Origin of the sequence: Nocardia sp. BSTN01 (genome assembly GCF_015354405.1) — a bacterium.
In the GTDB taxonomy this organism is placed as follows: Bacteria; Actinomycetota; Actinomycetes; order Mycobacteriales; family Mycobacteriaceae; genus Nocardia.
The window spans coordinates 153,296-175,968 of sequence record NZ_JADKYP010000001.1 but is presented as its reverse complement, the minus strand read 5'-3'; the positions used below and the strand labels follow the sequence as shown (position 1 = coordinate 175,968).

Here is a 22,673-nt window from a genome sequence, read left to right as displayed (position 1 = left end):
CAGTCCTTCCCTCCCATAGCTGTCACCCTGCCTGTCGCTGTGCACCGAATTCGGACATTCCGGCGGCGAAATCACACAGTATGGTGCGCCAGCGCTCGGCGCGCGCGTCGGCCCCGGCCTCGTCGAGCACCGCCGAGTTCACGTCGATGTGCGCGACCAGAACCGGACGTGAATCCTTCGACACCACCGCGGTGTTGAGGTCGATGGTGAAGCGCAGCGGGAGATCCGGATGTCCGGCCACACCGAATTCGGCGGTGAGCTCCGGCAGCGGCACCGGCGTCCACGGGCCGCTGCCGAACTGCAGCACATCGAAGCGGCCCAGGTGGTTGAGGCGAATCTGCCCGCGCGCGTGCAGGGTCCGATCGTGGACCGGCGCCCGGCCGGTGCCCGGCGTCCAGGTCTCGAGTTCGGCCGCCGGCACCAACGCCGTCTCCTCGACGGTGAACCAGCCGACGCGGCGGGTGTCGTCGCCGGGGTCGCGGCCGTGCGATTCGCGGGTCACCGCGATGCGACCGGTGTCGTCGGCGGTATCGGCGACCAGTCGCGCGCACGCGGCCAGTAGCAGATCGTCCAGGGGCACATCGGTGTCCGCGCACCGGGCGAGCAGCGCCTCGGTGTGGTCGGGGCCCAGTTCGACTATTCGCTGGATGGCCTTACCGGCCCGATCGCTGCGCGGATCGGTGTGGCGGCCGCCGAGCGGTGCGCCCAGGATCGGCGGATTGCCGGGCCGGGTTCCGCCGGGGACGGAATCCGAAACCTCTTCGGCCCCGGTCTCGTTCACCGCCTCGCCCCCCTGTTCGAGCCGGCGCAGATCGTCCACGAGAATCAGCCAGGACACCACGTCCACCGCCAGGTGGTGGATCGACAGCACCAGTCGCGGCCGGTCGCCGGACAACAGGGTCGCGGCCACCATCCGGCCGGCGTCCGGATCCAGCCGTTGCGCCGTCGCCCCCAGATGATCTGCCGCACTGCGGCTTTCGTCCGGCGCGGCGACAACGAACGATGCGGCCGCGCTCGAGTGTTCCTGCGCGATCAGGACCGGCCGCCCGTCGTCGCCGATCCCCAGGCGAGAACGGAGTGTGGGATGGGCGGTGGCCAGGTCCTCGAGCCGTCGCACAATCGCCTCGGGCGTGATCTCCGGATCGAGCGAGATCACCTGGGTTTGGGCGAGCCAGCGGTAGTCGCCGTAGCCGAGGATCTCGTGCGCCAGGGCGGTGAGCGGTAGTACGGTTCCTGCCGGTGTCACCTCGGCCTCGACCCGGGCGTCCTCGGACGGTTCGTCCAGACGCTCGGCGAGATCGCGAAGATCGGCCGCCGCGAGCACTTCTCGCGCCGAGACGCGGTAACCGGCGCCGCGCAGCCGCGACACCAGATCGATGACGCCGATACTGTCGATCCCCAGGTCCACCAGGCTGTCCAGGATGCCGATCCGCGACCCTGCGCTCATCGCCTCGATCAGCGCCAGCAGGGTGCGTTCGGTCTCGGTGCGCGGTTCGGCGCGGGCGCCGGTGTGGTCCGGGCGGGCCAGCAGTTCGGTCGCGACGTGCACATCGAGTTTGTCGTTGCGGTTCAACGGAATCTCGTCGACGAACACGATGCGGGTGGGAACCAGGTACTGCGGCAGCCGCCGGGCCAGATCGGAACGCAGCCGCGCGACGGTGCCGTCACCGACCACCAGCGCGCCCAGCCGGGTCCGCCCGTTCTCGGTGAAGGCCAGCGCCGCCGCGTGGCGCACGCCGTCGAGTTCCCGCAGCACCACACTGACCTCGTCGGGTTCGACGCGGTATCCGTTGATCTTCACCTGCCGGTCGACACGCCCCTCGTAGACGACGGTCCCGTCGTCGGAGCGGCGCACCAGATCGCCGGTGCGATAACGCCTTTCACCCGCCTCGCCGGCTACGAAGGCGGCCGCGGTGGTGGCGGGCCGCCCCAGATAACCGAGCGCGAGTTGCGGTCCGGAAAGGTAGAGCTCGCCCTGCCCCCCTGGCGGCACCGGCCGCAACCGGTGATCGAGCACCTCGGCGGTCATCGCGTCGAACGGGCGGCCGATGGTCGGCGCGGCGTGATCGTGCACATCGGCCATCAGCGCCTCGACGGTCGCCTCGGTCGGGCCGTAGAAGTTGATGACCCGGGTGGTCGCCAATCCCTGCAGGCGCCGCCAGGTGTCGGGGCTGATCGCCTCACCACCGAGTGCGAGCACGGCCAACGGGCAGTGTTCGGCGCCGGTCTCGGAATCGGTCCGGAACATCCCGGCGGCGATCAACCGGTTCAGCATGGACGGTGAGGTGTCGAAGATATCGATACCGAAGTCGTCGATCGCCGCGACGATGCGCTCGGCGTCGGTGCGTACCTCGTCCCCCAACATCACCACGGTGTGGCCGCTCAGCAGGGCGACCGTGGGCTGCCACGCCGCATCGAATCCGGTGGACCAGCCGTGCCCGATGCGCAGTGTGCGCCCGGTGGCGGCGGCGATCGGCGCGAAGATCCGCCGCTCGTGATTGCCCCAGTGGTTGAGCAGCGCGCGATGCGATACCGCCACCCCTTTGGGCCTGCCGGTCGTGCCGGAGGTGAACACCACATAGAACGGGGCGTCCGAATACCGTTGCGGCACAGTGTCTGACGCGCTGACGGACTCGCGGTTCCGTTCCGCACTGGAGTCCGACCGTCCGTGCGCTGCGGCACCGTCCGATGCCGGCAGTGGCGACCCGTGCGACGTGGCCTCCTCCGTCGTCGCAACGCCCGGAGTCGCCGTTTCGGCCGAAACCGTCACTCGCGGCACACCACGGCCGCCCGCCGAAACCGAATCGGAGCCTGGAAACAGAAGGCGGCCGTCGCTGTCCGTGATCCCGTGGCGGCATTCCACCGCTTGCGCGCGGACCTCGGCCAGCGTCTCGGCGCGGTCCGCGTCGGCGAGAACGATGCGCGCCCCGCTGGTGCTCAGCAGATACGCCACGCGGTCGGCCGGGGTGGCCGGATCGACGTGCACACAAGTGGCGCCGGCGAGACCGACGGCGAAGGGAACGTGCAGGACTCGGCGGTCGCGGGGCAGCATGACCGCCACCGAGTCACCGGAACCGATCCCCGCCGCAACCAGCTCGGCGGCCAATGTGCGTACCGCGGAACCGAATTCGGCGAAAGTCTGCTCACCCGCCGCATCGACGACCGCGATCCGATCGGCCGCCGCATCGGCAGCGTCGAGTAACGCCTCCGGAACCGTGGCGGGTGCGGCAGAACTCGGCGCGCTGCTCGGCGAAGCCTGCGCGGACCCGGCAGCAGAACTCGCCCGGCTATCCGGCACGGCCTGTGTCGCCGGCGCGGACCGGACGATGGAACTCGCCGGAGTACCCGGCACCGCCTGCGTGGATGCCGGGGAACCCGATACCTCGGCCGACGAGCCGACAATCGACGTGGAATCGGAAACCCCTGCGCCACCGGCGTAGTCGGCCGTCAGCGCGGCGGGCTCGTCGTCGAGCAGTACATCGACCGCACTGCACTGCCGCGCCGTCACGATCCGGGTGGCGACGGCGAGCAACCGGCGCGCCATCCGGTCCGGGTCGAAGGTGGTGAGCAGGTCCGGTCGGGTTTCGACGCGGCAGATCAGCTCGCCGTGTTCCAGTACGGGTACGACGGCGATCGGATAGTGGCTCGGGGAATCGACGCGGCGGGCGGTCATGGTGGCGCCGCCACCCATCGGCATGCGCGGTGCGACCGCGCCGACCGGTGAGTTCTCGAAGACGAGCAGACTGTCGAACAACTGCCCGGCCCCGGCGTGGCGGGTGATCTCCGCGATGCCCAGATATTCGTGCGCCCGCAACTGCGCCACCGAACGCTGCAGTTCGGCGCCGACCTGCGCGGGCGCGCGGTCGTCCATCCGCACCCGCACCGGAATGGTGGTGACCAGCGCGCCGACCAGGCGTTCCGCATTCGGCAGCGAGGCGTCCCGGCCCGAGGTGGTCTGGCCGAAGACCACGTCGTCGCGGCCGGTCAGGCCGGAAAGAATACGCGCCCATGCCATTTGGAGGACGGTGTTCAGTGTGAGGCCGTTGGCCCGCGCCCAGGTGAGGAGCAGGTCGGTGCCCGCCGCGTCCACGCGCGCCTCGCCCACGACGGGCAGGTCGAGATCCGCCGGTGCCGGCGGCCCGAGCATCGGCATCGGCGCCAGACCCTCCAGTGCCGCGGCCCATGCCCGCGCCGAGGCCTCGGTGTCGCGGCTCGCCAGCCAGGCCGCGTGTTCCCGCAACGGCGGAGCCGGGGGCAGCGCCGCGCCCTCCCCGCGATGCAGGGCGATCAGATCGGAGAACAGCAGCGGAATCGACCAGCCGTCGACGACGATATGGTGTGCGGTGCACACAACTTCGTACTCGCGCTCGCCGACCTGCGCAGCGACCACCCGGAACAGCGGCCCGCGGTCCAGGTCGAGCCGCCGGCGCGCTTCCTGCCAGTAGAGATCCCGCGCCGCCGCCTCGGGGTCGGGGGCCGAGCGCAGATCGAGCTCGCGCCAGCCGATTCGGCCCGCCGAGGTGATGACCAGCACCGGATGCGGCACATCCTCGGCCAGTACCGCCGCACCCAGATGCGGGTAGCGCCGCAGGACGCCGTCGAAGGCCGCGCGCAGTGCCGCCGGATCGGCCAGATCATCGATGCGCACCGCGAAGGTGACCAGATAGGGGTCGATGCCCTGCGCCATCGAACTGACCGAATACAGCCCGCGCTGCAGTGGCGACAGCGCGACGACGTCGAGAATCTCCACCTCGCTCACCGTGCGGCGAACTTCTTGCCGAGTGCGGCCAGCGCGGCCGGATCCAGACCGGAAGCGCTCATCGGCGCGACGGGGGCGGGCTGTTCGGCGGCCGGGACCGCCTCGGCCTCGGTCAGCTGTGCGGCCATTTCGTGCACAGCCGGGAATTCGAACACCTTCTGCACATCGAGCGCATAGCCTCGCTCACCGAGCAGGGTGACCATGCGCAGTGCGGCGATGCTGTCCCCGCCCAGCGAGAAGAAGGTGTCGGCGCGGCCGACCTCGTCGTCCGCGTCCAGTTCGAGCACCTCGCGAATGGTGGCGGCGATCAGCCGTTCGGCCTCCGTGCTGGGCTCTCCGCCGAGACCGGTGCCACCGGAGTACGACGTGTTCCGTTCGAACACCGTCGGAATCTCCACATCGCGCAGCGGATTATCCGAGGCAGCGGAGTTCAGCAGCCATCGCTCGATTCCGCTCGTGAGCGTGTCGAATTCAGCGCTTCCTGCCAGTACCGCCGGGAATTCGAGGGTCACCGCCACCTCCTCGCCTCCGGTGACGACATCGGCGACGACATCCACGCCGTGCGGCCGCGCCACTCGCCGGGCGATCTCGCGCGCATTCGCACCGGTCACCTCGGTTCGGGTGGTGACGAGGGCCTGGAAGGGCGCACCCGCGGCGACGGCGGCGGCACCGCGCAGCTGATGCGTGATCCGCTCGATCCGGGCCGCGGCATGGGCGCGCGCGGGCACCGCGAGCTCCGCGACCTGCGCCAGCAGCGCTCGCGGGGTGGCGGACGCGCCGGTGTCGACGCGCAGCACCAGATGGTTCGCGTAAGCGCCGAGCGCCGAATCCTGCTGTGCGCCGGTACGTCCCGCGTCGGCGATGCCGATCGGCACATCATCACCGAGACCCGCCGCGCCCAGCACCGCGGCCAGTGCGGCCACCACGGACAGTTCGACGTCGTGGTCACCGAAGGCAGCCGCCGGAATCCGCAGGGTGCGGGTCGCGGCGGCCGGACCCGGTGCCGCGCCGGAATCAGCGGTCACCGCCACGGTCGCCCGCTCGGGCAGATCGGCCAGCCGACCCAGCCAGTACCCGAGGTCGGGATCGGCGGCCGCGTCACCGACCAGTGACTTCATCTGTGCCATCGCGTAGCCCCGGTACTGCGTCACGGGCTCGGCGACCGTCCCCTCGGCCAGTTCCGCGATCAGCAGTTCGAGACTGCGATCGTCGGCGGCCACCGGATGAGCGGTGAGGGACAGGACGTCGCGATCGGGCGTGCGGTGCAGTCTGATCCGGATCGGCAACTCGCGCACCGGATCGATGCGGTGCGCGGCGTCGGCGCGCAGCGCGGCGTCGAGGTCCGAGGAGGCGGTCTCGACCGTCTCGACCACCGTGTCGGGCGCGTCGACGACACGCTGGTACGGAATCCGGCGATCGTCCGGATAGAGCGTGCGCAGAACGTCGTGCCGGCTCACCGCGGCGACCGCGGCCCGGTCCAGATCGGCCGGACCGAGGTCACCGGTGATCTCCAGGGCGAGAAAGAGATTCGTCGCCGCGATCCCGCGCAGGCGTTCCGGCAGCAGGGCGGCCTGCTGGGCCGGGGACAACGGGATGCCCCGCCCGCCCGCCCGCGACTCCGTCGCGGCCGCAGCGGTTTTCGGAGCAGAGGTGGCCGGCACGGTCGTATTCGGCACGAGCGCATCAGACATGGGTAATCAGTCCTTACTTGCCGACGGTCGCGAAGGTCGGTTCGAGCTTGTCGAGCAGATACGGCACCGACAGCGCGGTCGGCTGGTTGATGGCGTTGATCGTGATCATGTCGACGAACGAGATGCCGCCCTGGCGCACCGACGGCAGATCCGCGTAGCCCGGCAGCTGGGTGAACTTCTCCTGCAGGCCCGGCGCCGCGCCGCACACCAGCAGATCGGAGGTCAGATCGCCGAGCCGTTCCGGCGAGAGCGCCAGCCGTCCGCCCGAGGGGGCCTCGGCGACCAGTTTCGCCGGCATCGTCATCCCGAGCCGCGTGAACACCTGCGCGGAACCGTCTTTCGGATCCGCCAGCACCATCAACTGGGTGGGCGTGGTGAGCATGCAGGTGAGGAAGGTCTTGCCCTTCAGGCCGGGATGTTTCGCGGCGACCGCGTCGATCCTGCCGTGCACATCGGCGACCACCTTGCCGGCCTGGTCCTGCTTGTGCAGCACCTTGCCGAGGGCCTGAACCTGGTCCTCCCACGGGTCGATCTGCGCCGAGGACAGCGGCCCGATGGTCGGGGCGAGTTTGGACAGCTTGTCGTACATGGCCTTGTCCATCATGTAACCCGGCGCCACGATGAGATCGGGCTCGAGCGCCGCGATCTGCTCGACGACATCGCCGCCCACGTTCAGGGCCTTGGACTGTTGCGGCAGCGTCGGCGGCAGCCACGGCACGGTCATCCCGGCCCCGGCGCCGGGCACCAGATAGCCGACCGGGGTGACCCCGAGCGAGACGGCCGCGTCCAGCCAGGCCGGGCCGAGGGTCACCACGCGCTTGGGCGTGCCGTCGACGGTGGTGGTGCCCATGCTGTGCTCGATCGTCACGGCCGCACCGGAATCGGCGTCGTCCGAACCGGATCCGCACGCGGCCACGGCCGTCACCAGACCCAGGATCAGCGCCAGCAACGTGGTTCGCAGCACCGCGCCGCGTGCGCGCATACCGCGGCGCGCGGATGTTCGACCTGGGTTCATTGCACAGCTCCTTGTACTTCGCTCCGGGCGACTCGCGATCCCGGCCCTCTCGGAATCGTAGCTTAGGCTAAGCTAACACTGGTCGTCGATGCCTCGATCCGGGCCGCCAATCCGGCCACGGTCGGAGTGTCGAACAGCGCGCGCACACCGATCCGCACGCCGAATTCGGCTCGGATCCAGGCCAGCAGCCGCACGGCCAGCAGCGAATGACCACCTAGTTCGAAGAACGAATCCTCGGCGCCGATCCGTTCGCGGCCGAACATCCGCCCGAACAACTCCGCGATCCGCGTCTCCACCGCGGTATTGGGCTCCCGATACAACTCCACCGGCGACCGCTGTGGCAGCGGCAGGGCGCGGCGGTCCAGTTTTCCGTGTTCGGTCAGCGGGATCTCGTCGATGATCGCGAAGGCGCCCGGAACCATGTACGGCGGCAGGACGGCTGCGGCGTGTGCGCGCACCGCCTCCACATCCACTGCGGCGCTGCCGTTCTGGCTGCGCGCGGGCACGAGGTAGGCGGCGAGTACCGTGCCGAGCGTCTCGTCGGACACCGCGGCGGCCACGCAGTGCGCGACGTCCGGGTGGGCGGCGACGGCGGCCTGCACCTCGGCGAGTTCGATGCGGTAGCCGCGCACCTTGACCTGTTCGTCGGCGCGGCCCAGGAATTCGAGTTCGCCGTTGCCGTTGCGGCGCGCCAGATCGCCGGTGCGATAGAGCCGCTGCCCGGGCGCGAACGGGTCGGCCACGAAGCGCTCGGCCGTGGCGGCGGCTCGGCCGAGATAGCCACGCGCCAATTGCGCACCGCCCAGGTAGATTTCACCCACCACACCGGTCGGCACCAGTTGCAGCCGCTCGTCCAGCAGATACAGCGCGACATTGCGGTTGGGCCGGCCGATCGGCACGATCCCGGTTCCCTGCGGGCCCTCCACGGTGAGATGGGTGGCCGAGACGACCGCCTCGGTGGGTCCGTAATGGTTGCGGAGTTCGGCCTCGAAGATGCCGGCGAACCGGTCGGCCACCTCACCGTAGAGCGCCTCACCGCCGACCGGCACATGGCGCAGCGCGCGCCACTGGCTCACCTCCGGCAGCATCAGCAGGGTGCTGAGCATGGACGGCACCATATGCAGCACGGTCACGCCGCAGCGCGAGATCACCTCCGCCACATGGGGTATGTCGTCGAAGGCGTCCACCTTGGGAATCACCAGGCCGGCGCCGAGGGTGAGCGTCACGAAGATGTCGAGCAGCGAGGCGTCGAAACCGATCGACGAGGATTGCAGCAGCCGATCCTCGGCGCCCACACCCCACTGCGCACAGAACCCCACGACGTGTTCGGCGATCGCGGCATGGGATACCGCGACCCCCTTCGGCGTTCCGGTGGAGCCCGAGGTGTAGATGACATAGGCGAGATTGCCGGGCCGCAGCGGGCGCAGCCGGTCGCTGTCGCGCGGATCGTGCTGCGGCGATGTGCGGGCGGCGGATTCGGCGGCGCGCAGATCGCCCGCATCGAGGACCAGCGCCGCCCCCGCATCGGCGAGCAGGAATTCCACCCGATCCGCCGGATAGGCCGGATCGATCGGAAGATAGGCCGCACCGGCCTTCAGCACCGCGACGACGGCGACCACGAACTCCACCGAGGTATTCAGCCGCAACGCCACCACGTCCTCGGTGCCGATCCCCTGCCGAATCAGGTGATGTGCCAGGCGATTCGCGCGCCGGTCGAGGTGGTCGTAGCTCAGTTCGCGATCTCCGTCGCGGGCGTCGACGAGTGCGACCGCCTCGGGATTCGCCGCCACCTGCCGCTCGAACAGATCGACCAGCGTGGTGGGAGCGACGGCGACGAGTTCGCCGTGCGACTGCTCCAGAATTCCCTCACGGTCGCGGACGCCGAAGATATCCAGCTCGCCGACGCGACGCTCGGGATCGGCGATCGCCGCAGCGAGCACGCGCACATAGTGGGTGAGGAACTGTTCGACGATGCGTGCATCGAATTCGTCTGCCTGATACGCGATCTCAATGCGCTCGGGTACGTCGCCGGTGGTGATCACGGTGAGCGACAGCGGCATCCGCGTCGTCGGGCTGCCGACATCGACCGCGGCGGTCGCGATGCCTTCCAAGGAGAGCGTCGCGGTGCGCCGGATGCCGAATTCGATGCGGGCCAGCTGCTCCAGCCCGTCGCGACCACTGCCCCGCTCGGGGTTGAGGTCGGCGACGACCTGGTCGATCGGTGTGCCCCGGTGCTCGAAAGCCGCTGCGGCGCGGAGGTTCACCGCACGCAAGCAGTCGAGGAAGCTGCCCGCCGGGTCGACCGTCGTACGCAACAGCAGCGTATTGCCGAAGTACCCGATTCCGGTGTCGTAAACGTGCCGCACGGTGGCCGGCACGCAGACAAGGAAGTCCGTGGCGGCGGTGTAGCGGTGGATGAGCGCGTCGAAGGCGGTGAGAAGTACGACGAACGGCGTGGTGCCCTGCCGGCGCGCGAACTCCGTGACCCGCGCGGCCACGTCGGCCGGGAGCCCGGCACGGACGTGGCCGGTGCGCAGCGAGGGCACGGTCGCGACGACACGGCCCGGCAGTTCCAACGGCTGCGGCAAGGGCGACAATGCGTTTCGCCAATACGCGCGATCGGTCTCGGCTGCCGGGACGGGTGACCCGTCGGGTCGGCTGCGCACGTCTTCGGATGACGCCTGAGTGGTCGAAACCGCGTCGTAGCGCTGCCCCACCTCGTCGAGGAAGATCTGCCAGGAGTCGTCGTCCCACGCGATCGTATGCACCACGAAGGTGAGGACATACTGCCGATCTCCCATGCGAATCAGCAGGCAGCGCAACGGTGTCTCGGCCGAGGGATCGAAGGGACGCCCCGCCTCACGGCGGATCAGCACCTCCGCCCGTCGCTCGCGACTGGCGCCGGCGAGATCGCGCAGATCCACCTCCTGCCAGGACGGCGCCACGTCGGAACGCACCACCGCACGCGGCTCGTCGTCCTCGTCGAGGGTGTATACGGTGCGCAGAACCTGGTGCCGCGCAACGGTTTCGGTGATCGCGTCCCGCAACCGGGCGGCGTTCACCGCACCCTCGAGCCGATGGACCGCACAGCAGTTGAGTGTGGTGTCCTCCGGATCGCGGTTCTGCAGGAACCAGATCCGGCGCTGCCCCGACGACAGCTCCCCCGCAGCCGGCTCCTGCGCCGACGGCGCGGTCATGCCGGGGCGTCGGTGAGATAACCACCGCGAGCGAAGAATTCGGCGCCGTCGTGCTCGGCGCCGTCGGCGGTGCGCACCCGGGTCACGACCAGACCGAGATTGCCGCCGCGATGTGCGTCCGGCCCGCAGATCACCACGCCACCACCCTCCTGCACGACCACTCGGCCGGGAGTTCCGCCGTAGCGGGCCTGCGACAGGGTGGCGGCGGTGATCTCCACCTTCTCGCCGCGGTAGTAGGAGAAGGCCCGCGGATACGGCTCGGACAGCGCGCGCACGAAACGTTCGAGATCCACTGCGTCCCAATGCCAGTCGATGCGGCTGTCGCGCTCGGACCGCTTGTGGAAATAGGTGCGCTCGGCCTTGTCCTGCGGCCGCCAGACCGCGGTGCCGGATTCGATCGCGCTCAGCGCCTCCTGAAGCGCGCCCGGAATCAATTCCATTCCGGCGAGGACGAGTTCGGTTCCGGTGGCGGTCGGGCCGATCGGCAGCGAGCGCTGCACGAGGATGTCGCCGGTGTCGAGCTGTTCGTCCATCCGGTGCACGGTCAGGCCGAATTCGGATTCACCGCTGATCAGCGCCCACAGCACGGGCGAGAACCCGGTGAACTTCGGCAGCAGCGAATCGTGCAGATTCAGCGTGCCGTGCGGCGGCATCAGATACAGCTCCGGCGGCATCCAGGTGTACCAGCTGTTGACCACGATGATGTCGGGTTCGGCGCGCTTGACCAGGTCGATGGTCTCCGCATCGGCGCGCTCGGTCAGGTGGACCGGAATGCCGTGTTCGCGCGCCAGTTCCTCGACCGAATCGGACCAGATGCCCTTGTAGGCGTGTTCACTCGCGGGGTGGGTGACCGCGAGCACCACCTCATGTTCCGAATCGATCAGCGCCTGCAGCGTTTGACGACCCCAGGTCTGATAACCGAACGACACGATACGCATGAACCGAACCTCTTCCCTCGAACTAAGGGTAGCCTAGCCTACAGTTTGCCGGGTGATCATTCCGGGCGCTGCCCGGCCCCGATCCGCGCCACCGCGGCGGCCCGGCGCACCGGCACCTCACCCAGCACCCGATCCGAAAGTTCGCCCAGGCAGCTGAGATTCGGGAAGCCGGGCCCCTGCGCCATCCCCGCGAGATTCGGCAGATAGAGCTTGGCATCGAGGCCGGACACCGCCAGATCGTGGCCGATGGCCGCCTCCAGCCGGGCATGAGTGACGGGCCCGCCCACCGCGAGCTCCACCAGATCCGAGGCATCGGCATCGAACAGATCCAGGAACCACAGCGGCTGGCCTCCCGTGGCGTCGACCACCAGATCGAAGGCGTGCATCTGATCGGGGCGCAATTCGTTGCGCAAGGTGAGCGCCACTCCCTCGCCGCGCTCGGCCACCCGCACCACGCGTCCCTGGAGATGATGAACGCGATTGTCCCCCAGCACGTTCTCCTGCACCCGCACCGAGAACACGCCACGATCGGTGCGGCGGATGACGTCGCGGCGCTCCTGCAGGCTCAGCGCCCGCCACTTCGCCGGATCACTGAACAGCGCGTTCTCGAAATAACTTTCACCGCGGGTGTAGATGGTGGCCGCGGGCGAGATCACCGACACGGTGAGGACGTCGTGGCGGACCAATTCGTCCACCGCCGACCCCGCGGTCTCACCGCCGCCGATCACCGCCGCCCGCGAGGAGACCGGCAGCCGGCGCTTACCCGCGAGATCCCAGAAGTCCGCGATGCTCAGCACCTTCGGATGTTCGGCCAGCGCGCGCCGACTGTCGCCCGGGCCGGTGATCATCAGTCCGTCGCAGTCGATTTCGGTCTCCACGCCGGAACTGTCGGCCACCGCGACCAGCCAGCCGTCGGCGGCCGGGCGAATCCGGCGCACCGCGCCCATCACCATCTCGACCTCGGCCTTGCGGGCGACCCACTGCAGATAGTTGGCCCAGACGTGATGATGCGGACTGGGCCGGCCCCGGTCGATCCATTCGGCATAGGCGCCGTTCTCGACCAGGAACGACGTCCAGCTGTAGGCGATCATCGCCCGGTCGATCGCGCGGTTGTGGCCGCGCGCCCAGGTGGAGTGATACGGGAAGCCGACATCCTTTTCGGGGCTGGTGCCGAGCCGGTGCTGGCCGTCGGTCCAGCCGCCGCTGGGCAGCCAATTGCCGCCCACCGCATGCGGTTCCACCACGACCACGCGCGGAGCGGGTAACCCCAGGTCCCGCAGCACCCGAGCCTTCGCCGCCACTGCCATCGCTTTCGGCCCGGCTCCGACCACGAGAAGCGTCTTCACTGGTTCTCCCGTTCTGTGATTCCAGCCACCGCCCAGCCGGTCGCCGGGGCGTTCAGCTGCGCAGATCCGACATATCGGAAGGAGCGGATCCACCCGAAGTCGACTGAGTATTACCTACCTTTGCATAGGCTTACCTTATATTGCTTAGTGGTGCCAGCCCTTGCGGAACGATTGCGAGGCAGGGCACTCCCGTCCCCCAACTGATCGGATACGACCATGATCAAGATCAAATCCCGTGCCGTTGCGGCGTTTTCGCTGGCCGTCGTGGTCTTCGCCGGCGGCGTCGCCTCCGTGACCCCCGCCGTCGCCGCGCCGATCGCCGCCCCTGTGCACGCCGCCGCTCCGGGCGTCGGCGAGCTGCAGAGCAAACTGCAGTTGGTGCTCGACCCGAACGGTTCACGGTCCGCTCGCGCCAACGAGCTGGAGGCCGGCGAGGCCGGTCTGAGCCTGGTCGACCAGGTCGGCGGCGTCATGGCCTCGGTGCCCGGATTCCAGTGGCAGGCCGTCGCTCCGGTGAACGTGCAGGGCGACACCCTCACCCACAACCTGCAGATCAACGTCCCCGGCTTCGATGCCATGTACATCGAGCTGAAGTGGAAGGACATCGACGGCACCTGGAAGCTGACCCGCGAATCCGAGTGCACCATCGCCTATTACGCGAACCTGCCCTGCACCGTTTAGTGCACGAGCGGTCCCGGGCGCCCGCCGTCGCGCCCGGGACCGCCATCGCGGACGCTAGGGCGACTCGCCCGACAACTCCGCCCGCTCCCGCTGCGCACGCGCCAGATCCTCCGGCGTCGCGGTCGGCCCGTATCTGCGCAGGCCGACTTCCAGCGCTCTCAGCGCCGCCGCGTCGTCGTTCTTGAAATCGCGCAGTATGCGCACATTGTCGAGCACCCGAGCGAGGCCTTCGAGCTCCGCGGACCCGCCGTACTCGAGCTCGCGCGGCTCGTCTCGCTGGATCACCAGCACGTGATTGCCCGCGGGATCCACGATCGTGAAACGGGTCTGCCCGGGCTTGAACCGCGTGATGCGCGGCATCCCCTTGGCCGGCACCTTGCCGAGCCGCGCGCGCAGCGCGGCAGTGAATTCGCCGTGATAGGCGCCGACGTCGTCGACGAGAATCAAACAGCTGAGTTCCGCGTCGACGCCGTCGGGCCGGGCGGTGAAGTGCAGTTCGTACCCGCTGCGCGCGACCGCGCCGTACACGTAGGGGCGAGTCTGCTCATAGGTGACCTCGAAACCGAGGCCGCGGTAGAAGTCGAGCACTTCGGACAGCTCGGACTTACGGCTCCACAACAACGGCACCGCACTCTCGGGCATCCCACATCCCTCCGGTATTCAAATTTGACTAGTGGAGGCTATCATCCATTCGTGTCCACAGTGCGATTACTCGTCCTCGGCGTGATCCGGTTGCGGCAGCCGACGTACGGCTACGCGGTTCGGCGCGAATTGCTGTCCTGGCGCGCCGACACGTGGACGAATGTGAAGCCGGGCTCGATCTACCACGCCCTCAAACAGCTCACCCACGAGGGCAAACTGCAGGCGAGCGGAACCGAAGCCAGCAGCACCGGTCCCGGCCGCACCCTCTTCGAAATGACCGAGGCCGGTGACGCCGAGTTCCGCACCCTCCTGGAAGCGGCGCTGGTCAGCGTCGATATGGAGGAACTCGGCGCCGGTATCGCGTTCATGGACACCCTGCCGCGATCGCACGTCATCGGTCTGCTGCGACAGCAACACGAACGCAGTGCGCAGGTGCGAGACGAACTACTCGCCATGAAGCCCGACTACCCGCCTCGGTACGAAGCTCCGCATTCCGCCGACCTGCTCGAGCTGTGGAGCGGCACATTCGACAACCTGTCGCAGTGGACGGCCGGCGTGCTGGAGCGGCTCGAGGCCGGCCACTATCGCATGGCGGACGACCGATCGGCTGCGCGGGACCGCGACCTCTGATCCGAGGCACTGCGGCGCTGTCGTTAGGGTCGTTACGTGCGACGCCGGCAACAGCCGCCGCTGCCCAAGCGCCACGGACTCGATCCGGCGCGGCTGCGGTTACCCGAAGACGGAACCTGGGCGACGATTCGCGACCATCTGGTCCATCGGCTCCCCCGGGTCCCCGCCGCGCGCATCGACGAGATGCTCGCCGGCGGCGACATCGTCGACCTCGACGGTCCGATCGAGCCGGACGCGCCCTACGTCCCCGGGGGCGCGGTGTGGTTCCACCGCGATCTGCCGAACGAGACACCGGTGCCCTTCGAGGTCACCGTGGTGCATCGCGACGACCATCTGCTGGTGGTCGACAAACCACACTTCCTGTCCACGATTCCGCGCGGACAGCACATCCTCGAGACCGCACTCGTCCGGTTGCGGCGCGATCTGGACCTTCCGGATCTGGTACCCGCGCACCGGCTGGACCGGACCACGGCCGGACTGATCCTGTTCGTGGTCGATCCGGCGCGGCGCGGGGCGTATCAGACCCTGTTCCACAAGCGCCGGGTCCACAAACAGTACGAGGCGATCGCGCCCTACGATCCCGCGCTGACCCTGCCTCGCACGGTGCGCAGCCGAATCGTCAAGGAACGCACGATCCTTCGCGCCTTCGAGGTCGAGGGCGAACCCAACGCGGAAACGCTGATCGAGCTGATCGACCACCGCGACGGCCTCGGTCGCTATCGGCTGAGCCCGCACACCGGCCGCACCCACCAGTTGCGACTGCACATGAACGGGCTCGGGGTGCCGATCCTCGGAGACGACTTCTATCCCGACCTCACCGATCGCCCCGTGGACGATTTCACCCGGCCGCTGCAACTGCTGGCCGCGCGGCTGGCCTTCATCGACCCGATCAGTGGGGCCGAGCGCGTGTTCGAGACCACGCGCACCTTGCAGGCATGGACCGAATACGCGGGCTGGAGCGGCGAACCGATCGGATAGCGCGGATGGTCGCCGGCCCGCGGTACCGGCGTCCGACGCGTCGATCGTGACCCGCCGAACACGGCGCGCCCGCCCGGATGAACGTAGACTGGCGGCGATGTCTCGAAACGATAACGGGGTCGCGCAATCCTCGGCCCCGGTCGGACCGGGGCGCCGGTTACACGCTTACCTCGACGTCGCCGTCGTGGTGGCGGTGCTCGCCGGTACGAATCTGATCGCGCATTTCACCTCGCAATGGGCGAATATCGCGACCGTTCCGGCGGCCGCGGTGATTCTCGTGCTGTTGATGCGGCGACGCGGGCTCGGCTGGGCGGAATTGGGACTTTCGCCGCGGCAGTGGCGGCGCGGAACGCTCTATGCGCTCGGCGCCGTCGCGATTGTCGTGGGCGCGGTGGTGATCGGCGCCCTTCTGCCGATTACGCGGCCGTTCTTTCTCGCCAATCGATATGCGACCCTGTCCGGGGCATTGATCGCCTCCATGATCGTCATTCCGCTGCAGACGGTGATTCCGGAGGAACTCGCCTTCCGCGGCGTCCTGCACGGCGCACTGGATCGAGCGACCGGCGCGCGCGGTGTATTCGTCGTCGGGTCACTGCTTTTCGGCTGCTGGCATATCGCCTCGTCACTCGGCTTGACCAGGGGGAACCGCGGTTTGAGCACATTGCTCGGCGGTGGTGTCGGCGGGCAGATCGCCGGCATCGCACTGGCCGTCCTGGCCACCGCTGCCGCCGGTGTGATCTTCACCTGGTTGCGCCGGCGCAGCGGAAGTCTGCTCGCGCCGATCGCACTGCACTGGTCGCTCAACGGCGCGGGGGCGCTCGCGGCGGCCATTGTCTGGCATACCGCGGTGCACTGAAATTCCGGTGTCGCAGCGTAATTCGGAATCGCCGGGCCGAACAGCCCATTTGCATAATCACCCGAACTGATGTTCGGTGAAAGCGTTGACCGCGCCGATGGTCGGCGATTACTCTCTCACTTCGATCACACATATGTTCGAGTACTCGGGTAATCGACCTCGGTAGCGCGGTTGCTGCCGGGAAAGGCACGCCATGCTCGACGAGCAGTCGACCACCACGACCGCCGTCCCTCCGGCGGACTCCGCACACCCTCCGATCCACGCCGCCGCACGGTCCGCCGCCGGCGCACACCTCGGGGAGGTCTCCGTGGAGGCGCCCTCGGCCACGCCGAAGGCCGCCCGGCGCCGGGGCGCCACCGAGCACTCCCCGCAGGCGGAGCTGGACGCGCTGGCCCGGCGGGTGGCGACCGCGCGGGGCAAGCTGCCCCTGCAAGCGGACCCGGCGCTGTTCGCCGAACTGTCCGATCGCGAGATCGCCGCCGAACGCGATCTCGCCGAATGGATTCGCGCCCAGCGCCGCCGGCAGCGCAAACGCGCGGTGACGGCCCAGCTGTCGGCCGAGAAGCGTGATCGCCGCGTCGCCCTCGCCCTGCGCCGGGCCGACGACGCGGACGCTCGCTGGCACCGGCGGGCCCGCGCGGCGCGTATGCGGGTGTCGAATTCCGATGCGCGCCTGGCGCAACTGTTCCGCCGCGCCGAATGGTCTTCGCGGGCACTGATCGGCGTCGTCGTCCTCGGCATGGTGTGGGCGGGAGTGAACGTCCAGCACAACCTCGTGCCCAGCGGCGACATGTCGGATCCGCTGTACTGGCTCAGTTACGGCTTCGAGGCCATGATCTCGATCCCGATCATCACCATCATGGTGGTCGCCACCACCGCCGCCCGATGGGGCCGCGATATCGACCGCGGCAAGGTCGTCTTCCTGGAAACCGCGCTGCTCGGCGTCACCATCGCCCTCAACGCCGGCCCCCATCTGGTCGCGGGCGCACCGGCGCGCGCCGCCGAGGCCGCCGTCGCCCCCGTCATGGTGGGCGTCGTGATCTGGTTGCACGCCTGGGTTTCCGCGCGCTACGCCCAGCTCATCGACGACATCCCGATGGAGGACATCGACTCCGAACTACCGCCGACCGGATACCGCCCGAGCTACCGGCCCGACGACCTTCCGGAATGGGCGGAGGCACGTCCGCTCCCCGAATCCGCCGGGACCGCGGAATTCCCCAGTTATCCACAGCTCCCGTCGACGGCTGTGCCGCAACCGGTTTCGGTGGCGGGCTGGGATGCCTCGCTGCTGCTCGCGGACGCGGTGGACAGTTGCCGGCCTACGGCTGCGACGGTGGACGCGGCCGGGGCAGCGCTCGACACCGTGTCTGCACCGCCGCGATCCGCCGCGCGCATCGCACCGACCGTTTCGGTGGCTGTCGAATCACCGGTTCCGGCATCCGGCGAAGAGGGCGCGGTGGCTTTCGCCGATTCGCCGACCGTCGTCTCTCCTGCGACGTCGCCCCAGGATTCGGCCGCACCGACCCCGCCAGCCGCCGGCACGACCGCGGCAAACGCATCGTCGACCACGCGGGGCCCGGCTCCCGCCGAACCGGCCGCCGCATACGAAGTGGTCACCGACGCGACAGCGATCGACGACCCTACCGGCGCGACAGCGATCGACGACCCTACCGGCGCGACGGCCACCGACGGCTCTACCGACGCGGCACCCGGCAAGGCCGACGAGCCGACGGTAAACGCTTCGGCGACAACCGAAGTCACGGAGGCCGAGGCGCCGCCCGCGCGCACCGATGAACGGCCGGGATCGCACGGTGCCGGGCTCCGGATCGTCTCCGACGAACCGCGCAAGACGCGCACGCGGCGGGCCGTGGACGACGCCGTGCAGTTGGTGCTGGGCGAGCCGGTCGCCGAAGCACCGCGACCGGTTGCGGCCGCAGCCGAACTCGACCGCACGGCGCCGATGGACGACCCCGCCCACGCCGAAGACACGGAGGTGGACGAGGCGGAATTCGCCGATATCGATTCCGTCGCTGTGGATTCCGTGACTGTCGATTCCGTCGCTGTCGATTCCGTCGCTGTGGATTCCGCGGAGGACGAGACCGGTGAGGTCGCCATCCGGTCGGTGGCACACGAAATCCGCCGCCGCGGCCTGTCCAAGCTGTCGGTCGACCAGCTCGCCGAAATCCTCACCCTCACCGACGAATCGTGGACCCCCGCCGCGATCGGCGCCGCCATCGGCCTGCCGGGCTCCCGGATACTGGGAATACTGGAGGCGGCGCGCCGCATCAGCATGCCCGTGGCGGTCGGCGGCTGACGCGGCCGATATCCGGTTGCCGTCACCGCACGCCGGTGGTGATATCGGTAGGGGGCCGGCCACGCACGCACCCCGAACATCGATAGGGGGACCGTATGAGTGTCGACGTGCTGCAGGCCGTCTGGCACGCGTGGGCCAGACGCACGACCGCGCTCACCGCGGCGCAGTGGCGAACGCCGACGCGCCTGCCGGGGTGGGCGGTACAGGATCTCGTCGCGCATGCGGCACCGGATCAGGGCGTACTCGAATTCCTGCACGGCCCTTCGGTGCCGGATCCGGAGGTCACCACCGGCGCGGAAATGATCCGGCGGCTCCACGCGCCTGCGGGCGCCACCCACACCTTGGCCGACGACATCGCCGAACAAGCGCGCCGCGCCGCGCAGGTGGGCCCGGAGTCGCTGGCCGCGCACTTCGCCCGGACCGGGCCGCGGGTGATCGCGGAACTGCGCGCCCACGACCGCACGACCGGCCTGGCGTATCCGCATCTGGGTAGCGCGAGCTACGGCGCCATCGCCGAGACCGCGACCGTGGAGGCCACCGTGCACTATCTGGATCTGATCGCCGCCGTCGGCGGTCCCCCGCCCCCGGACATCGCGTTGCGGGCCACCGCGTCGACGCTGTCGGCCGTCGCCGATCCGGTCGGTTTCATCGAGGCGGCGACCGGGCGCAGCACCGTCGCCGTCTTCCCCGTCATGCGCTGAGCACCCGTGTCGCGACGCCGCTACCAGGCGGTTCAGGCGCCTCGAAGGGCCCGATAAGGAACCTCACAGGCTCGGTCGTAATCATGGAGTGCGACGACCGACTCGAGGAAGCAGATGATCGAGACCTTTCCGCGAGCGCATTCGTCGGCGACCTTGCTGCGCGACGGACGGTGCTCCTGCCCACGGATCACGGCACTATGAGTACGGCGATTGCGACATCGGTCCGCGGTACGCCCAGCTCCGTCACCACCGAATCCGGAGAGGCCGCACCACCCCAGCCGTCGCGGCCCTATCTGCATCAGGTCAACCTGTTCCGAATCCTGACCTTCGCCAGTGTGATCGCCGTACACGTGATCGACAGATCCAGTGATCCGAACAATGTGTCGGCGAACGGGGTGATGGTGCTGCTGCACTTTCCCCGCGAGGCCTTCTTCACGCTGACCGGATTCGTGCTGATCTACCAGTACGCCGATCGGTCCTTCGACGCGCCGCACTTCTGGCGCCGGCGCTTCGCCCTCGTCGGCATCCCCTACGTTCTCTGGTCGGTGTTCTACTGGGGCTATTCGGTGCTCGCCGGCATTCATCAGGAGTCCGCGGCGGGAGCGATACGCCGGTTGGCGATCGAGCTCGTGACCGGAGAGGCCTGGTATCAGCTGTACTTCCTGCTGGTCTCGATGCAGATCTACCTGCTTTTTCCGCTGTTGCTCCGGTTCGTCCGCTGGTCGGCCGGCCACCACCGGTGGGTACTCGGGACGAGTGCGCTCGTACAAGCGGGCATGTTGTGGGCGCTCACGCATCCGCCGACGCTCACCGGTATGCCGGAGCAGCTGTGGGACCACCTCTACGTGACGGTACTGCCGTACCAGTTCTACATCCTGTTCGGCGCGGTCGCCGCCTGGCATATCGGCACCGTCGACCGGGCCGTGCGCCGCTTCGGCCCGCTGCTGATCCTCGGCACCGTCCTCGTGGCGGCGGGCGCCGAGTGGTGCTATCAGCACGCCGTCGCGGACGGCACCACACCGTGGCAGGCCGACAACGTCTTCAACCCGTACATGGCCGTCTATTTCGTCGCGCTGATCGTCGGCCTCTACACGGTGAGTACGTGGTGGTCCTGGCTGCGGCCGAAGTACCGTGTCGTCGGCCGCATCTCGCGCTACGGCGCCGATCGCTCCTTCGCGGTCTTCCTGATGCATCCGATCGTGCTGGAACTGCTGATCCCTCTCTACCCGCGGCTGCACGACGCGGTCGGCGCGGCGGGCGCGACGGCGCTGTTGTTCGTCGCGGTCCTGGCGGTCACCCTCGCGGTGGTCGGCGTGGTGCGCCACGCGCCCGGCAGTATCTACCTCACCGGCCGGCCCCGCATCGAGGGAACCACCCCGCTCGGACGCCGATTGCGGTCGCTCGGCTGGAACGGTTCGGCATCACCGCAGCATGCGAGCGCCCTCGACACCGGTCACACACTCTCGGAGTCGTACGGCCCGCCGTCGTCCGCCGAAGCGCCGGCGGCGTAACGCGCGTCGGCATCCCCGGCGGGGGCAGCGCCGCTGGTGTGGCGGTACGCGTCGGCCAGGGCGGCGAGTTCGGCGGCGGTGAGGACATCCTCGATCCGATCGAAGCCACCCGGCGCCCGCTGCGCGACGGCATGCAGCACGCGGTCCATCGGCATATCCCGGTTCGCGACCACGATGGTGTTGACGGCATCGCGCCGGACCTGTTCGTAGCGCGCGAGCCCGGCGATCGGGTCGGCGGTCGCGGCCAGCTCGGACGCCACGGCGCGGGCGTCGAGAATCGCTTGCGACCCGCCGTTGGAACCGACCGGATACATCGGATGCGCGGCGTCACCCATCAGCGTCACACGTCCGCAACCCCAGCGCGGCAAGGGGTTCCGGTCGACCATCGGATATTCGAGCACTTCGGCACTGGCGCGCAGCAGCGCCGGAACGTCGACACCGGCCAGGTGCCAACCGTCGTAGTGCGGCAGCACATCCGCCAACCGCCCGGCGCGATTCCAGTCGGGATTCTGCACCCCGGCATCGGGCACCCGCACCTCCGCGACCCAATTCACCAGCGCACGCCCACGCCGGTGCGCACCACCCGAGATCGGGTACATCACGAATTTCGCGGCGCGATTGCAACCCGCGAGCACCATCGTCCGCCCGTCCAGGAACGGGCGAAACTCGCTGACGCCGCGCCACATTCGAATTCCGTTCCACAGCGGCCGCCCCTCGTCCGGATGCAACTGCGCGCGGACCGTGGAATGCAAGCCGTCGGCGCCGATCAACACGTCCGCGGTCTCCTCGACGACGGTGCCGGCGGCGCGGTCGAGGAACCGGCAACGCACGCCGTCGGCATCCTCGGCGAACGATTGCAGCACCATTCCTTCGCGCACGGCATCGGGCCCGAGCCGACGGCGCACCAGATCCAGGAGCAGGCCCTGCAATTCGCCGCGGTGCACGGAGTATTGGGGCCACGCGTGCCCCGCGGCGAGTCCCCGCGGCTCACTCCAGATGTGATTTCCGAACCGGTCGAGATGTACCGCGGTGGAGGTGGCGATCGCGCAATCGTCCAGTGCCGCACCGAGTTCCAGTTCGTGCAGCTCCCGCACCGCATGCGGGAGCAGATTGATTCCGACGCCGAGCGGGCGAAGTTCACCGACCGCGTCCAGCACGACGGCCTCGATCCCCACCCGGTGCAAGCATGCCGCCGCGGTCAACCCGGCGATGCCGGCGCCTGCGATCAGAACCCGCATCACCGCACCCCGGGCTCGTCGACGGCCGGTGCCCCACCCACGATTCAGCTCCTCCCTACGACCCGAATCTACCGATTCGCGGTACGCGATGCGGAGCGGTCATTCACCGGAGGTGGAAGGCCCCGCACTCGGCGCCACCGCTCCTCGCTCGGTTCGACGTACTCGATATAGGTATC

General features: G+C 69.1%; 15 protein-coding genes. 7 read left to right on the top strand and 8 right to left on the bottom strand.

From position 1 onward, the window contains the following. Positions 1–22: 22 nt before the first annotated feature. The 6 genes from IRT45_RS00710 to IRT45_RS00685 all read right to left on the bottom strand — a co-directional run bounded on the left by IRT45_RS00710 (position 23) and on the right by IRT45_RS00685 (position 12,907). Positions 23–4,759 carry an AMP-binding protein gene (locus tag IRT45_RS00710; RefSeq protein WP_194803936.1) on the bottom strand — a complete coding sequence of 1,579 codons (4,737 nt, stop codon included), beginning with the start codon at positions 4,757–4,759 and terminating at the stop codon, positions 23–25. Beyond that, positions 4,756–6,450 carry a condensation domain-containing protein gene (locus IRT45_RS00705; RefSeq protein WP_194803935.1) on the bottom strand — a complete coding sequence of 565 codons (1,695 nt, stop codon included), beginning with the start codon at positions 6,448–6,450 and terminating at the stop codon, positions 4,756–4,758. Before IRT45_RS00705 ends, IRT45_RS00710 begins: the two co-directional genes overlap by 4 nt. A gap of 13 nt (positions 6,451–6,463) precedes the next feature. Next, positions 6,464–7,465 carry an ABC transporter substrate-binding protein gene (locus tag IRT45_RS00700; RefSeq protein ID WP_194803934.1) on the bottom strand — a complete coding sequence of 334 codons (1,002 nt, stop codon included), beginning with the start codon at positions 7,463–7,465 and terminating at the stop codon, positions 6,464–6,466. 62 nt (positions 7,466–7,527) lie between these two features. After that, positions 7,528–10,662, bottom strand: a complete 3,135-nt coding sequence (locus IRT45_RS00695) for a non-ribosomal peptide synthetase (protein ID WP_194803933.1) — start codon at positions 10,660–10,662, stop codon at positions 7,528–7,530. Then, positions 10,659–11,600: a methionyl-tRNA formyltransferase gene (locus tag IRT45_RS00690; protein ID WP_194803932.1), complete on the bottom strand. Its 942-nt coding sequence runs from the start codon at positions 11,598–11,600 to the stop codon at positions 10,659–10,661. Before IRT45_RS00690 ends, IRT45_RS00695 begins: the two co-directional genes overlap by 4 nt. 56 nt (positions 11,601–11,656) lie before the next feature. After that, complete coding sequence (locus tag IRT45_RS00685; protein WP_194804085.1) at positions 11,657–12,907, bottom strand: SidA/IucD/PvdA family monooxygenase; 1,251 nt, start codon at positions 12,905–12,907, stop codon at positions 11,657–11,659. Between the two features lie 255 nt (positions 12,908–13,162). Between IRT45_RS00685 and IRT45_RS00680 the strand changes: the two genes are divergently transcribed. Next, entirely contained in the window at positions 13,163–13,627 is a 465-nt protein-coding gene (locus IRT45_RS00680; RefSeq protein ID WP_194803931.1) for a hypothetical protein, read from the top strand. 54 nt (positions 13,628–13,681) lie between these two features. Here the strand turns inward: IRT45_RS00680 and IRT45_RS00675 are convergent, their stop codons facing one another. Further along, the gene (locus tag IRT45_RS00675; protein ID WP_194803930.1) at positions 13,682–14,269 is read right to left on the bottom strand and encodes a glyoxalase; all 588 of its coding nucleotides are present in this window, start codon (positions 14,267–14,269) and stop codon (positions 13,682–13,684) included. Positions 14,270–14,320: 51 nt separating this feature from the next. Between IRT45_RS00675 and IRT45_RS00670 the strand changes: the two genes are divergently transcribed. The 6 genes from IRT45_RS00670 (at position 14,321) to IRT45_RS00645 (ending at position 21,259) form a co-directional block, all read left to right on the top strand. Then, on the top strand, positions 14,321–14,899 hold the full coding sequence (locus IRT45_RS00670; protein WP_194803929.1) for a helix-turn-helix transcriptional regulator: 579 nt from the start codon (positions 14,321–14,323) through the stop codon (positions 14,897–14,899). Between the two features lie 36 nt (positions 14,900–14,935). Further along, positions 14,936–15,877 carry an RluA family pseudouridine synthase gene (locus tag IRT45_RS00665; protein ID WP_194803928.1) on the top strand — a complete coding sequence of 314 codons (942 nt, stop codon included), beginning with the start codon at positions 14,936–14,938 and terminating at the stop codon, positions 15,875–15,877. 97 nt (positions 15,878–15,974) lie between these two features. Continuing rightward, positions 15,975–16,733, top strand: a complete 759-nt coding sequence (locus IRT45_RS00660) for a CPBP family intramembrane glutamic endopeptidase (protein WP_194803927.1) — start codon at positions 15,975–15,977, stop codon at positions 16,731–16,733. 307 nt (positions 16,734–17,040) lie between these two features. Next, the gene (locus IRT45_RS00655) at positions 17,041–19,047 is read left to right on the top strand and encodes a hypothetical protein (protein WP_194803926.1); all 2,007 of its coding nucleotides are present in this window, start codon (positions 17,041–17,043) and stop codon (positions 19,045–19,047) included. 95 nt (positions 19,048–19,142) lie between these two features. Continuing rightward, the gene (locus tag IRT45_RS00650) at positions 19,143–19,748 is read left to right on the top strand and encodes a maleylpyruvate isomerase N-terminal domain-containing protein (RefSeq protein ID WP_194803925.1); all 606 of its coding nucleotides are present in this window, start codon (positions 19,143–19,145) and stop codon (positions 19,746–19,748) included. A 197-nt stretch (positions 19,749–19,945) separates the two neighbouring features. Beyond that, entirely contained in the window at positions 19,946–21,259 is a 1,314-nt protein-coding gene (locus tag IRT45_RS00645) for an acyltransferase (RefSeq protein WP_194803924.1), read from the top strand. Here IRT45_RS00645 and IRT45_RS00640 read toward each other — a convergent pair. Then, a complete protein-coding gene (locus IRT45_RS00640) occupies positions 21,202–22,497 on the bottom strand; it encodes a flavin-dependent oxidoreductase (protein ID WP_194803923.1) in 1,296 nt (431 codons plus the stop codon). The genes IRT45_RS00645 and IRT45_RS00640 overlap by 58 nt on opposite strands. Between the last annotated feature and the right edge of the window lie 176 nt (positions 22,498–22,673).